Annotated in this window: 13 protein-coding genes and 1 pseudogene; 9 read left to right on the top strand and 5 right to left on the bottom strand. The window is 67.4% G+C overall.

Features of this window, described 5'->3' with window-relative positions:
• The first annotated feature begins 7 nt into the window (after positions 1–7).
• Positions 8–970, top strand: a complete 963-nt coding sequence (locus ACYQPG_RS05070; RefSeq protein WP_461230421.1) for an acetamidase/formamidase family protein — start codon at positions 8–10, stop codon at positions 968–970.
• 53 nt (positions 971–1,023) lie between these two features.
• Here ACYQPG_RS05070 and ACYQPG_RS05065 read toward each other — a convergent pair whose 3' ends face one another.
• From ACYQPG_RS05065 to ACYQPG_RS05050, 4 genes are all read right to left on the bottom strand, one after another.
• Entirely contained in the window at positions 1,024–1,386 is a 363-nt protein-coding gene (locus ACYQPG_RS05065) for a transposase (RefSeq protein WP_461230420.1), read from the bottom strand.
• A gap of 518 nt (positions 1,387–1,904) precedes the next feature.
• A complete protein-coding gene (locus ACYQPG_RS05060) occupies positions 1,905–2,480 on the bottom strand; it encodes a PilZ domain-containing protein (protein ID WP_461230419.1) in 576 nt (191 codons plus the stop codon).
• A complete protein-coding gene (locus ACYQPG_RS05055; RefSeq protein WP_461230418.1) occupies positions 2,477–2,746 on the bottom strand; it encodes a hypothetical protein in 270 nt (89 codons plus the stop codon). Before ACYQPG_RS05055 ends, ACYQPG_RS05060 begins: the two co-directional genes overlap by 4 nt.
• Before the next feature lie 83 nt (positions 2,747–2,829).
• A complete protein-coding gene (locus tag ACYQPG_RS05050; RefSeq protein WP_461230417.1) occupies positions 2,830–5,217 on the bottom strand; it encodes a bifunctional diguanylate cyclase/phosphodiesterase in 2,388 nt (795 codons plus the stop codon).
• Positions 5,218–5,450: 233 nt separating this feature from the next.
• Here ACYQPG_RS05050 and ACYQPG_RS05045 point away from each other — a divergent pair, with 233 nt between their 5' ends.
• A complete protein-coding gene (locus tag ACYQPG_RS05045; RefSeq protein WP_147938767.1) occupies positions 5,451–6,197 on the top strand; it encodes a dienelactone hydrolase family protein in 747 nt (248 codons plus the stop codon).
• A 310-nt stretch (positions 6,198–6,507) separates the two neighbouring features.
• Here the strand turns inward: ACYQPG_RS05045 and ACYQPG_RS05040 are convergent, their stop codons facing one another.
• Positions 6,508–7,011: an SMP-30/gluconolactonase/LRE family protein gene (locus ACYQPG_RS05040; protein ID WP_461230416.1), complete on the bottom strand. Its 504-nt coding sequence runs from the start codon at positions 7,009–7,011 to the stop codon at positions 6,508–6,510.
• Between ACYQPG_RS05040 and ACYQPG_RS05035 the strand changes: the two are divergent.
• From ACYQPG_RS05035 to ACYQPG_RS05005, 7 genes and pseudogenes are all read left to right on the top strand, one after another.
• Positions 7,001–7,534, top strand: a pseudogene (locus ACYQPG_RS05035) (pirin family protein); the annotation flags it as partial. The gene ACYQPG_RS05040 and the pseudogene ACYQPG_RS05035 sit on opposite strands and share 11 nt — an antisense overlap.
• 1,021 nt (positions 7,535–8,555) lie before the next feature.
• On the top strand, positions 8,556–8,999 hold the full coding sequence (locus ACYQPG_RS05030) for a hypothetical protein (protein ID WP_461230415.1): 444 nt from the start codon (positions 8,556–8,558) through the stop codon (positions 8,997–8,999).
• Positions 9,000–9,404: 405 nt separating this feature from the next.
• The gene (locus ACYQPG_RS05025) at positions 9,405–9,647 is read left to right on the top strand and encodes a ribosome modulation factor (protein WP_147908638.1); all 243 of its coding nucleotides are present in this window, start codon (positions 9,405–9,407) and stop codon (positions 9,645–9,647) included.
• 162 nt (positions 9,648–9,809) lie between these two features.
• Complete coding sequence (locus ACYQPG_RS05020; protein ID WP_419828850.1) at positions 9,810–10,028, top strand: hypothetical protein; 219 nt, start codon at positions 9,810–9,812, stop codon at positions 10,026–10,028.
• Positions 10,029–10,142: 114 nt separating this feature from the next.
• Complete coding sequence (locus ACYQPG_RS05015) at positions 10,143–12,227, top strand: sensor histidine kinase (RefSeq protein WP_461230414.1); 2,085 nt, start codon at positions 10,143–10,145, stop codon at positions 12,225–12,227.
• Positions 12,228–12,238: 11 nt separating this feature from the next.
• Positions 12,239–12,904: a response regulator transcription factor gene (locus tag ACYQPG_RS05010; protein WP_419828848.1), complete on the top strand. Its 666-nt coding sequence runs from the start codon at positions 12,239–12,241 to the stop codon at positions 12,902–12,904.
• A 150-nt stretch (positions 12,905–13,054) separates the two neighbouring features.
• Complete coding sequence (locus tag ACYQPG_RS05005; RefSeq protein WP_147908641.1) at positions 13,055–13,456, top strand: exopolysaccharide production protein YjbE; 402 nt, start codon at positions 13,055–13,057, stop codon at positions 13,454–13,456.
• Positions 13,457–13,473: the final 17 nt, after the last annotated feature.

Raw genomic sequence — 13,473 nt, 5'->3', positions numbered from 1 at the left:
AGACGCCGTGTCCGCCCATCACGAGATCCCCGCCACGCCCGAAACGATGGTGCTCGGCTACTTCGACGCCGCCTTGCCGCCCGTGCTGACGGTCGCCTCGGGCGACACCGTCACGCTGCACTCGCATCCGGCGGGTGGACGTGAGTCGCTCCACCCCGACCCGGCCCGCGTGCCGCCAGACCTGCTGCACGCCCTCGACACGCTGGAGCGCGGCCCCGGCCCGCACTTCGTCACCGGCCCGGTCCACGTGCTGGGCGCCGAGCCCGGAGACATGCTGCAGATCGACATCCTCGACCTGAAGTTCCGCCTCGACTGGGGCTTCGTGGCGATCCTGCCGCTGCTCGGCACCTTGCCGGACGAGTTCACCGACTACGAGACAGTCCACGCCGACATCGACACGGCGCGCGGTGTGTGCCGCCTGCCCTGGGGCACGGAACTGCCCCTCGACCCGTTCTTCGGCATCATGGGGACCGCCCCACCTGCCGCCTGGGGTCGGGTCGGGACGCCGGTGCCCCGCGCGTTCGGCGGCAACATGGATAACAAGGAGATGCGGGTCGGTACGAGCCTCTACCTCCCGGTGTTCAACCCCGGCGGCGGCTTCTACGCGGGCGACGGCCACGGCGTGCAGGGCGACGGCGAGGTCTGCATCACCGCCCTGGAGACGGGGCTAAGCGGCACCTTCCGGCTCACTGTGCGCAAGGACCTTCCGGGCGCGTGGCCCTTCGCCGAGACGCCCGCCGACCTGATGTCGATCGGCCTGCACGAGAGCCTCGACGAGGCCATGCGCCAAGCCGTGCGGGAGATGGTCCGCCTCGTCTGCGCGCGTACGCGCCTCACCCGCAACCAGGCCTATATGCTTTGCTCGCTCGCCGGGAACCTGCGGATCACCCAGACTGTCGACGGCAACAAGGGCGTGCACATGATGATGCCCAAATCGGCCCTCGAGTCGGCGCCATCCGGATTGGTCTGAGGCTGGAAACACGGGACCGCGACACGCCGACCCTGACTACGGGATTCCGGCGTTCAGTTGGCGCTTCGAACGAAGGCAAACCTGCCGACACAGGCGTGGGCGCCGCGGTAGCGCGGGCCTTGATGCAGGGCCACGCGCTCCGTCGATGTCGGTTGCGTTGGCTCCGCGCGCAACGGCTGCATGAGCAGGGCAGCGCGGAGTCGCTGCACCTCGGCCCGGAGGCCGGCATTCTCCCGCTCGACCTGATCGAGCCGGACCAGGCCCGCAGGCATCAGCCCGCCGAGCCGACGACGCCAGCGGTAGAAGGTGCCGAGCGAGACATGGGCGCTCGCGCAGATGTCGGCGATGGGGATGCCCCGCGCGGCCTCGTCCAGCAGGAAGGCGATTTCCTGATCCGTGTGCAGGGATCGACGCATGCGGAATCTCCGGATTCGGCAGCCATGAGTGCATCCAGCGAGCGCAGGAGGAGCAAGAAGCGGACCGGCTTCGACGCCTCGGTTCCGAAGTTTTTACAGGTGCCAGCATCGGCGCACCCGCTTGGCAGACACCGCCTCGCGCAGCCAGCGTCCAGCTCTGTGTTTTGCTTCGCACGAGACTGCGGACATTTTTTGTAAGCGCCTGGATTTGCGCCGCGGCTGCGGCATGTCCGGTTGTTGATTCCAGGCGCTCTAAAGCAGCCGTTCTGCGTTCGGCCAGACTACGCCATGCCGGATCGCCGACCCGCGCCAAAGCGGTCGTTCGGCTCTGCGCCCATCCCAGTCATTCAAGCGGTCTTGGCAGCTCCCTCAAAGCAGACATTGCGCGTCACGGCCTTTACGCCGAGCCATTCACATAAGAGCGACTTTCAGTACCCGCGAAGCTCGGATTTAATCTTGATCATTGACGTCATGGATCACAGTCGCTGATATGTACGCGACAGCCTAAACACCGCGCCTCAAAGCACAGTGTGCTCGCCGACCGCCGCGTCCTCGAGCGGTTCGAGAAAGGCCACGCCGACGCCTCGCTCAATTCGACGCGCGACTGTCGCCTGACGGCGCCCAACTCGAATTATTTCGCCCAGCGCTGGAGCAGTATCCAATGAGAGCGCCACGCCCGAGGCCGACAGGTTCAGGATCTGCGCCGGCACGCGCCGACCATCCGCCAGTTCGACCTCTACGGCCGTGCGCTCTGGAACGATCCGTCGGTGAACCCGCACGACCTCGGACAACTTCGCTTGCCGGCGAGCCAGCTCGATGAAGCGTCGCGCCACGTCGCCGGGTGAAGGAGTCGTGCCGATGACGCGCACGGCAAAGTCGCAGCTCCCCGCCCACACGACACGAACCTGAATGGATCCAATGTCACGGATGTTGCAGATCAAACGCTCGTCGACCACCGGCAGCGTTGCTGATCGCAGTCTCAACCCTTCAGACGAGATGTCCACAGTGACCGCGTGGAACTCGGATCCGTCGCTGCGAAGGCACAGAGCGGGGACGACGACGGGGTGCCGAGCGGCGGCTCGACGCTCGCTCATGCGTCGATCGCCGCAGCGACAGGACAGTAAGCACCCCCGAGCGAGCCGGCGATTGGACCTACCATATCGTTCAAGATTGCCAGTGCTTTCGCAGACATGAGCTGCCGGTAGGGCTGCCGGTCGATCAGCGCTGCATAAACCTTCCAGATCGAAGCTATCGCCTGGTCGAGGTCGTGCATACGGCAGGCGTCGACCGCGCTGAGGGCGCGTACAGGGCACTCGCCACGACGCGGGGCATCCGTGATCAGCGCGAGATGGCTCACCATACATCGACTTTCTGAGTTCTAGCTCACACGGTTAGAACCGACGGCCTCGTGCCGCTCCCCGCCGCGAAGCATTTGAAACTGCGCTAGGCTACCAAGGCGTGACGGTCGCTATCAGATCGAGCACCATGCGTGTGCTCAGTGAAAGTCTTGATCGCAGCGGGTCGGCCCATCAGGTAGCCCTGTGCCGATTGGCAGTTCTCGCCTGCCAGGAAGCTCAACTCCGCCTGCGTCTCGACTCCCTCGGCGAGAACCGGAAGTCCCAGACCGCGGCCGAGCCCGAGAACCGACCGCACGATCGCGGCCGTCTGCTCGTTGAGATCGACCGCCCGGATGAAAGAGCCGTCGATCTTGATCTTGTCGAACGGGTAGGCGCGCAAGTTCGACAGGGACGAGTAACCGGTCCCGAAATCGTCCATTGCGATGCGGACTCCGAGAGCCTTCAGCTGGCGCAGGGTGGACTGGGCCCGACCAGGATCACGGATGAGTGCCGTCTCGGTGATCTCGATCTCCAAGCGATTGGGCTTGAGCCCAGTCTGGAACAGGACTTCGTGAACGAGCTGGGCGAAGTGCGGCGCGTGTAGCTGCACGGCGGAGACGTTGACGGCAATCGTGAGTGGGTTCGGCCAGCTCGTCGCCTCACGACAAGCTTCCCGCAACACCCACTCGCCGATCTGCAGGATCGCGCTGCTCTCCTCCGCGATCGGGATGAACACGCCAGGCGAAACTGGACCGCGCTGGGGATGCTGCCAACGCAGCAGCACCTCGAAGCCGAGTACGGTACCGGTCTGCACGTCGGTCTGAGGCTGGTAGACGAGGTGCATCTCGCCGCAGGCCACGGCGTGGCGCATGTCGTGTTCGAGGAGGCGCCGCTCTCGAACCTGCGTACCCAGCTTGGCTTCAAAGAAGCGGTAAGTGCCTCGACCCTCGGCCTTGGCTTTGTAGAGCGCCGTGTCGGCGTAGCTCAGGAGCAGCGCGCGCTCATCCGCGTCGTCCGGGTAGAGCGCGATACCGATGCTGGTGGCGATCATCGGACCGGTGGCATCGGCGCTGCTGCTGCGCAGCGCTTCTAGGACCTGCTCGGCCAGGCGCCCGGCTGCGACCGCTTGCTCGCAGGGGATCAGGATCGCGAACTCGTCGCCGCCAAGACGGGCCATCAACTGCGTCTCGTCGAGGAGTGTCGTGACGGAGCGGGCGACGGTGACCAGCATGGTGTCACCGGCCGCGTGACCGAAGAGATCGTTGACCTCTTTGAACCGATCGAGGTCGAGGCAGAGAACCGCGAGCTTTCGGCCGGTCGCTTCGGCGACCTTCAGCTCCTGGTCGAGGCGTTGATTGAAGCTCGCGCGATTGGCGAGCCCGGTGAGCGCGTCGTGATGGGCGAGGAACTCGATCTGTCCCTCGGCCCGTCGCCGAGCGCGCAGGTCGCGCACGGCGACCGCGTAGTGCGGCTGGTTGCCGTAGGTGACCGGACGCATGATCAACTCGACGGGGATCTTGCCATCGTCCGCGCGCGTCAGCTCGGCATCGATCAGCTGATCCGACGGTTCAGTCAGCGCGAGGCGGGTTGCAGCTTCGGGCAGGAACCGCGACAGCGCAGCCCCGGTGAGTTCAGTCGCAGCGAGGCCAACGAGTTTGCCGAAGCTGTCGTTAGCGCTGATGATGAGGTCACCCCGGCACACGACCAGTCCTTCGACGGCCGCGTTGGCGAGGCTGTGTAGGCGATCCCGTTCCAGCGCCACGTGGCGCCGGTCGCGGATGTCGAGGGCCAGCGCCGCACTTGCGAGGAACAGGATGGCGAGGCTCGCCAGGGCGATGCCGACCGCAAGCCAGCGGGCCGGGATGGCACTCTCTGAGATCAGGACGCTCGCATCAGGAACGATCGTGACCGCACCCATGGCGATGAAGTGGTGGCTGCAGATCGCGAGCAGGAGCAACAGCGCGCCAGTCGTGCGCCCGCGCAGGCTCTCGCCTACGAGGGCGACCGGGAGGGCAACGCTGCCAAGCACACCGCCGAGGATCAATGAAGCCGCCACGAGGGCGGGGTCCCATATGATGTGACCAGCGATCTCGAACGCGGCCATCCCGGTGTAGTGCATGGCCGCAATGCCGAGCCCCAGGATCGCGCCGCCGAGCGTGGCTGCGAACGGGATGGCGCGAGCGAGCGCGATGGTAAGGCCAAGCCCGGTCATGGCGATGGCGTAGACGAGCGAGAGGCTGGTCAGGCCGACGTGATAGGCGCTCGGCAGGCCTGGCTCAAACGCAAGCATAGCGATGAAGTGTGTCGCCCAGATGCCGGAGCCACCGGCCACGGCCGCGACGCCGAGCCAGATCGCGCGCATCCGCGGGCTTGCTTTGCCAGCGTGGCGCAGCAGCTCGACGCATGTGATCGCAGCGAGCGCACACATGACAGCCGCCAGACCGACGAGCCAAAAATCATGTGAGTCCGAGAAACAGCCAATAACCTTAAGCATGCGATGTAACCAAGCAGGTATAATGATACTATCCTTGGCATGTACGCGTTTTTAGATCGTTAATCTTGAACGGGATGTGTCTTATGGTATATTATGTCTAAACCCTATTTATTATCCAACCACAGATTGTAGGTCATAGAAGGGTAAGTGGATCAAATGGTTTGTGGTCCATTGGCTGACGGTCGCCAGTGGTTCAAAGCGGACATCGCAGACGTCCCGCCGAGGAGCCCCTCATGCCAATCGAACAAGTCACGATCCGGACACGCGATGGCGATTGCCCTTCGCACGTGGTGATCCCCGCCAGCGGCGGACCATGGCCCGCGGTGATCGTCTACATGGACGCCGGCGGTATCCGGCCGGCGATGCTCGACATGGCACAGCAACTCGCTGCCTCTGGCTACATCGTCCTGCTGCCGGATCTCTTCTACCGCTACGGACCCTACGGGCCATTCGTGCCCAAGGAGGTGTTCGCAGGTGACTTTCGCGCCGTCCTCGGGCCGCTCATGGCTACAACCAGTCCCCTCAAGGCCGCGGAAGATGCAGAGGCCATGCTCGCTTATCTCGACACGCGCGACGACGTCAGAGGTCGGGCGGTCGGGGTGGTGGGCTTCTGCATGGGCGGCGGCATGGCCTTAGCCACAGCGGGAACCTACCCCGAGCGGTTCGCTGCAGCCGCAAGCTTTCACGGGGGCAATCTCGCGACCGATGCGCCCACGAGCCCCCACCTGTTCGCGCCGAAGCTGAGGGCGGAGGTCTATATTGGCGCTGCCGAGAACGACGGCAGCTACCCGCCTGCGATGGCCGAGCGGCTGCAGCGATCTCTGACGGAGGCCTGCGTACGCTATACATCGCAAACGTATCCAGCCGCGCACGGTTGGATGATGCCGGACTTTCCAGTCTACGATCATGCCGCTGCCGAGCGTGGCTGGAGCGCAATGCTCGCGCTCTTTGGGCGAACCCTGTACGGCGGCGAAAGATGACGCGTGGCCCTGATCCAACATTTCCTTTCTCGGCAGGCAGTGGAATGGTCTGAACGGCAAGATCGGGTCGGTAGGAGATCGTTTGCTTTCCCGGCAGCCTTGCCCCGAAGCGGACAGACCGCAATCGGCCAGCATCAGCCGCGTCGCATCGCTCGCATGAATGTCTCAGATGGGTGGAACCCGCCTGTCCACTTCCGAGCGAAAACTCGTCGAATTAGACGCTGCCGTCATGCCCACAGGCGACCGAGCCTCTCCTGCGCAAGGGTTGAGAGTTCACGCGCGGCAGTCGTTGTGGGGCGGCCGAGGTACCCTACGGCACCATTGCTCCCTGCGTCTCGACATAGACCGCGTAGATCGAGGTGCTCGCCGCCATGAACAGCCGGTTCTTCTTCGGCCCCCCGAAGCAGAGATTTGCGCAGGTCTCGGGCAGGTTGATTTTGCCAATCAGGTCGCCCGACGGCATGTAGCAGCGCACTCCGTCCTCCTTCGGGTCGGCCCAGCCCATCGAGCACCAGACATTGCCGTCGACATCGGTGCGGACTCCGTCTGTGAAGCCCGGCGCGAAGCCTTCGGCGAAGACGCGGTCGCCGATGAGCCGGTCGCCCTCGACCGTGAAGGCGCGGATATTGGCCCGCCCACCATGGGTGATGCCTGAATCAACGACGTAGAGGATCTTCTCGTCGGGTGAAAAGGCGAGGCCGTTGGGCCGATCGATGCCCTCAGCCGTGACCTTGGCCTGCCCGGTCGAGGGATCGAGCCGGTAGACCCGGGTCGGCAGTTCCGCCTTGTCCTTGTGACCCTCCTCGACCGTCACCTACCTGTTCGACGGCGAGATCATGCATCGCGACAGCCTCGGTACCGCGCTGCCGATCCGGCCGGGCGAGTTGAACTGGATGACCGCCGGACGCGGCATCACCCACTCCGAGCGCACCGCACCGACCCTTCGGCAGACCGGCTCGAAACTTTTCGGGATCCAGAGCTGGGTTGCCCTGAGTTCAAAGGACGAGGAGACGGCGCCAGCCTTTGAGCACTACGACGCGCCGTCGCTACCGGTCCTGACCGGCGAGGGCAAGACTGTCCGGCTGATCGCGGGCGAGGCCTTTGGGGCGCGCTCGCCGGTGCGGACCTCAAGTCCAATGGTCTACGCCGACGTGGCGCTGGAGGTGGGCGCTGTGCTCCCCCTTGATCCGACCTACGACGAGCGGGCAATCTACACGGTCTCGGGCGCTATCGAGATCGCCGGCGACGGCTTTGGGCCCGGGCAACTGTTGGTATTCCGCCCCGGTGACTGCATCAGCATCCGCGCCACGGAAGCTGCCCGGTTCATGGTACTCGGCGCCGTGCGCTGGCCGGCGACCGTCTTCGGGTTGATCCTGTAGCGCTTCGAGAGCGTCTTCAGGCTCGCTTGACTCTGCTGGATCGCGCGACAGATCGCCTCCGTCGTCGTGGCGCTGTCGTGAAGAACCTACCCAATAGCGCGTCCCTTCACGCGGACATGAAGGGTGCACCATCAAACCCTGGGATCAAACATCTCGCCGACCCGCACGACGGCCTTGCATTCATAGACTTATCGCGAAACTCGGGAGTGGATTGGTTCCCGATTCAAGATTGAGCGGTTTATCGGCACGCCCAGTCAAGTCATCAGGGCTAAAAGAAAGCACACCACAACGACGCATCCGAGGATGACGAGGCCGAGCGTGTGGATACCACGCGCCGACGCATCGGCGCCGTTGTCGTTGGCCGGTTCCGGAAGCGCGCGGGGCCAACGTCGCCACCTGTGGCAAGCGGAGGGGGCCTGACGCCGGGAGCCTCCGGTATCCGAACCCGGCTCACGTCGACATGTCATGGGCGGGATATCGGATGCGGCCCCAGTCAGGGGCGGGGTCGGACACTGCGAGTCCTCCGCCGTACCGGGCGCAATCCTCGATGGCACGTTCGATCGAGGTCGCCGGTCCGGTGCCGGAACCACCCGGCGGCGAGGCGAGGCCCGGCCGTCTCCGGAGCGCGCGGACCAGCCGTGCCGTTCGATCCAACGCTTGCCTCATGGCACTCCTTGCCGCCTGGCGGAGGGAACCCCGGATTGGCGGAGTCACGACCGCGCCCGGAACCAGGCTGGGGTCGTCGTATGGCTCCGCATCGAACGCAAGCCGCGCCCGGAGGGGCTGCAGGCGGCCGTCAGGTTTATCCCGACGCGGTTGCGGGCTTCTCTGACTGAAAGGAGCGCGTCCGGCGACACAGATGACCGTGTGAGCCGGTGAGGTTGCGCCACATCCGACCGGGGCGCTCACCCGGGTCGGCCTGTCGGCCGAACCTTTCCTCCCGCCGCGCGGCCACGCATGGCCCATTCGGAGTCGCTCCATGAAACGCATCGCACTCGCCCTCGCGGCGGTATCGAGCCTCGTCCTGTTCGCCCCGTCGAGCGAGGCGAGGCCCTTCGGCAGGGGGCATGGCTTCCACGGACATCACGGCGGTTCCCACGGTCACCGCGGAGGCTTCCGAGGGCATCGCGGTTTCCATGGGATCGGTTTCCGCGCGCATCATCGCGGGTTCGGCCGCTATCGCGGGTTCGGCTTGCGCCATGCCCGCTACGGGTATGGACGCCACTACGGACGCTACGGTTACCGTCGCGGTTATCGCGGCCTCGGTCTCGCGACGGGCCTGGGCCTCGGGCTCGCCGCCGCGACGGTGCGGCCAGCCTATTACGGTGCCGGCTTCGGCCGCCCCTACGGCTATGGCTATGGATACGGCTACGCCCCGGTCCGCTACGGTTACGGCCGCCCGTATCCCGGCTGCGGCTACTAGTCTCCGCACGCGAGGAGAGAGCATGGGCCGCCCATCGGCGGCCCATGCCGCGCTTGTGGCCAGCGCGGTCCTTGCCGGTCCGGCGCTCGAGCAGAACGGGACTGTGCGGAGGTTTGGCGGCGACAAGACCGGTGCGATGACGGCGCCTCACGGACGGACAAGAAGAATTCCCGACCGCCAGGCGCTGAGCGGCCAGGTCACGTCGCCCGTTCGCCCCGCCCTGTTTTCTCCAGATAGGCGGCACGACAACGGTCAAGCGTAATCCGGGCACCGGGACGTCGGGATTATCCTGACGTGTGTCGGTGAGAACGGCGGCCGGGAGCGAACACGCTTGTCGGGACCGGCGATCCGCGCGCTACTCGACGCCGTCACGAAAGCTTCGTGGGGGCGGGAAGACAGGCGCCAATGATCATGGAAGTCATCAAGCAGGGCGCGCGCGCCCGTACCTTCGGCCGACCCAGGGATGCCTGCCCCTACCCGGGGGATTCCCGCGAGCGTCGGGCCTGGTACGAGGGCTATGACGGCGCGGCATGGAATTCGGCATGGGATCTTGGCACGCGCGTGCCCCATCCGGCCGCGGCACACCGGGCGGGCACCGCGACGGTGGAGACCGCGGCCGCCGTGAGCCCGGTGGTGTCCCGGATCTGAGGCCATCGGTACATGCCAAGCTTTCACCGGCGGCCCTCCGGCCCGCATGGCACCGCCCCGGCGGTGCCGCTTCGGTTCGACCCAGGGGCAGGTTGGACGAGGACGCAGTCGAAACACCGGCCATCCCTCGAGGGCCGGACCTTCGGCCGGCTGGAACGGGTGGTGACCACTCTGGTGGAGGCAGGGCTTCAGCACCGCGACGCCGCACCGCCGAACCTGATCGAACGTCTGCGGCACCTCGAGCACGGGGTGTTGGCATCGGGCGGCGACCGGCAGGTCCTGCAAGTCATCGCGTCCGGCCGTCGCCTTCTGGGCGACCGGATCGAACCGGTCTCGTCGGACGATGCCGCGCGCATCGACCCGGGGGAGGCGCTACCCTAGGTCACTCGGAGCCTTGACGCGCGCGTCGGCTGTCGGACGGGGCGAGATTCAGAGGCCTGCGGACCGTGCAGGCTGCGGCGCTCACCACGGACGTTCTCCTTCGAGTGCCCGCGTATGCCCCTTCGGAGAGACGACGTCGACGGCCGCGGCGACCGGCCCGAACTGAGCCGGGGCAACGGCCGCACCTTCGTCGCGCTCGCGCTCGCCGCCGCAATCCCCGTGCTCCTCCTCAGCGCCTGCGTGGCCACGCTGATGGCGCAGCAACAGCGGGACCTGACCCGCAGCGCCGCGGTGGCGAGCGCGACACGCGTCGCTGAGCGCGTCGCCTCCGACATCGCCGCGCAGATCGGCGTCCTCGAAGCGGAGGCTGCATCCGCCACCCTCGACAAGCCCGACCTCGCCGCCTTCTACGCCGAGGCCGAGCGGCTGAAGGCGGGGCGTCCCCTCTGGGAGACCGTGGAACTGGCCGATCCGGACGGCCGCCAGGTCGTCAACCTGCTCCGCTCCCTCGACGACGAGCTGGGCCCCACCGCCGACCGCGGGAGCTTCGATACGGTGGTCGGGACGCGGCGTCCCGTGGTCGGCGGCATCGGCCCGGTCGGCCCGGTCTCGGGCAAGCGCCTCGTCGCCCTGCGGGTGCCTGTCATCCGGGGAGGCGGCCTCCGCTACGTCCTCTCGGTCGGTCTCGCCAACGATGCGGTCAGCTCGATCCTGCGCGACGCCGGCGCGCCGGACGGCTGGGTGGGGACCATCGTCGATGCCGACGGAAACACCATCGCCCGCACCCGCGCCGAGGCGGAGGAACTCGGGCAACCGGCCGACGCCGCACTCCAGGCGGCGATCCGGCACGCGCCCAACGGCTTCTACTCGGGCTCCACGTTGGAGGGCTCGAACGTCGAGGTCGTCTACCGGACGTTGGCGGATACCGGGCGCTGGTCGGTGCATTTCGGGATGCCGGCCGCGACGCTGAACGCCCCGGTCCTGCGCGCCTACCTCGTCCTGGCCGGCGGCAGTGTCCTCAGCATCGGCCTCGCGCTGGCGCTGGTCGGCCTGGTGGGCCGCGACATGGCGCAGAGGCGGGCCGGCGAGCGCGCGCGGTTCTCCCTGGCGCTCAAGTCGAGCGAGGAGCAGGGCGCCGTCGCCGCCGAGGCCGCCGAACTCGGAACGCTGCGATGGGATATGGTTCGGGACACGGTGACCGGGTCGCCGCGCGCGGCCCATCTCCTGGGATGGCAGACCGGCATCCCTGAGTCCGGCGAGACGGAGGCCGATGCCGGCAGGGTGATCGGGATGGTGCATCCGGACGACCGCGCCCGGCTCGCCGACGACCTGCACAGGAGCCTTGCGGACGGGGGCGCGCTCGACGTCGAGTTCCGGGTCGCGGGCTCGCCCCCCGCGCCGCGCTGGGTCCGCCTGGCCGGCCGAGCTCCGCGGCTGCACGGCGCCGCCGCGGCCGGCCTGATCTACGGCGTGGTGTCCGACATCGAGCCGCGCAAGCGGGCCGAAGCGGAACGGCTCGAACTGCTCCGCCGCCTCGGCGAGGCGCAGGAGAACGAGCAGCGCCGGATCGCGCGCGAGCTCCACGACCAGGTCGGCCAGACCGTGACCGGGCTCTCACTTGGCCTGAAGGGCCTGGAGCGGCTCCTCGCAGCCGGGGGCGCGACCCTCGAGGCGGGGCGTCAGGTCCAGTGGCTGCAGGCCCTCGCCGGCGAGATCGGGCGCGACATCCACCGCGCCGCCGTCGACCTGCGCCCGACCGCCCTCGACGACCTCGGCCTGCAAGAGGCCCTCGCCACGCAGTTGCGCGAGTGGGGCCAGCGCCACGGCGTCCGCGCCGACCTGGAAATCCTCGGCGAGCCCGTGCGCCTGCCGCCCTCCGCCGAGAGCGCGGTCTACCGGATCGTGCAGGAAGCGCTCACCAACGTCCTCAAGCATGCCCGGGCCGACACCGTCAGCGTCTCGGTCGAGCACCGCGCCGGGGAGGTGCGGGTGATCGTCGAGGATGACGGCGTCGGTTTCGATCCCGAGGCCGTTTCCCAATCTCCAGAGGACCGCGCGCCGGCCAAGCCGCGCCTCGGCCTGTCCGGTATCCGCGAGCGCCTGTCCCTCCTGGGCGGCGGGCTCACGCTTGAGAGTTCCCCGGGCGTCGGCACGACGTTGTTCATCGCCATCCCCGTTCCGCCAGCGCCCTGCGCATGAAGGACCGATCCATGGGCCGCATCCGCGTCGTCCTCGCCGACGACCATCCCATCGTCCTCGCGGGCATCCGTGCGCTCATGAACGCCGATGCCCAGGTTGAACTGGTCGGCGAGGCCACGAACGGCGGCGAGGCGCTGCCGCTGATCCGGTCCGTGGCACCCGATGTCGCCGTGCTCGACGTGTCGATGCCCGGCCTCAACGGTCTCGAACTGACGGAGCGCGTCACCGGCGAGTGTCCGGAGACCAAGGTGCTTGTGCTGACGGTCCACGAGGATGCCGCCTACGTCCAGCCGCTGCTGAAGGCCGGCGCCCGGGGCTATCTGCTGAAGCGCTCGGCGGCCGAGGACCTCCTGCGGGCGGTCCACGCCGTCGCGGCGGGCGGCGTGTACCTCGATCCGTCCGTCGCCGGACACGCCGTGGGGGACGGCACCGCGACGGCGGCGGGGTCCAAGCCGGCCGAGACCGGCGAAGCGCTCAGCCCGCGGGAGACGGAGACGTTGCGCCTGATCGCGCAGGGCTTCAGCAACAAGGAGATCGCGCGGCGCATCGACGTCAGCGTGAAGTCTGTCGAGACCTACAAGGCCCGGGCCGCCGAGAAGCTCGGCCTGAGATCCAGGGCGGAGATCATCCGCTACGCCGCAGCCCAGGGCTGGCTGGACGCGCTCACCCTCCGGTAGCGCAGCACGCGTCCGCAGCGTCGCCGGATCGGGCCGCGGGCGCGGCAGGGTCGCTGAATTCCACCTGCGCGCGTGCGACCGTCTTCGCCTGGAACCTGGGGCTGTCCAAAGTCTTGTCAGCGACAATCAAAGACTTCTGAGGATACGCTTATGAAATCCGTTGCCATCGCCGTCGTGGCCACCCTCGCCCTGGCCGTGCCGGCCCTCGCCGCCCCGTGCAACACCGGGACGACGAAGGCGAAGGACCCCACCCCGGGTCAGGTGAACCCGAAGAGTTCGGACGTCGACAAGTCGAGCCAGAACCTGGCTGGCGGCCAGCAGCCCGCCTCGCCCGGCACGGTCGGCGCGATGAACGCCGCAGGTGCCAACCAGATGGTCGGCCAGAAGCCGGGATCCGAGGCGAAGACCGACCAGGGCGCCGGCGTCGGCACGTCCAGCAAGAACCTCGCTGGCGGCCAGCAGCCGGCCTCGCCGGGCACGGTCGGCGCCATGAACAACGCGGGAGCCAACCAGCAGCTCGGTGACAAGGCCGGCAAGGGCGACGATTGCTGAGCCAGGCCACGTATTAA

The sequence above is a fragment of the Methylobacterium sp. CM6246 genome (assembly GCF_054818005.1).
Note: the sequence above shows the minus strand (reverse complement) of the source record. Positions and strands in the feature narration are given on the sequence as shown.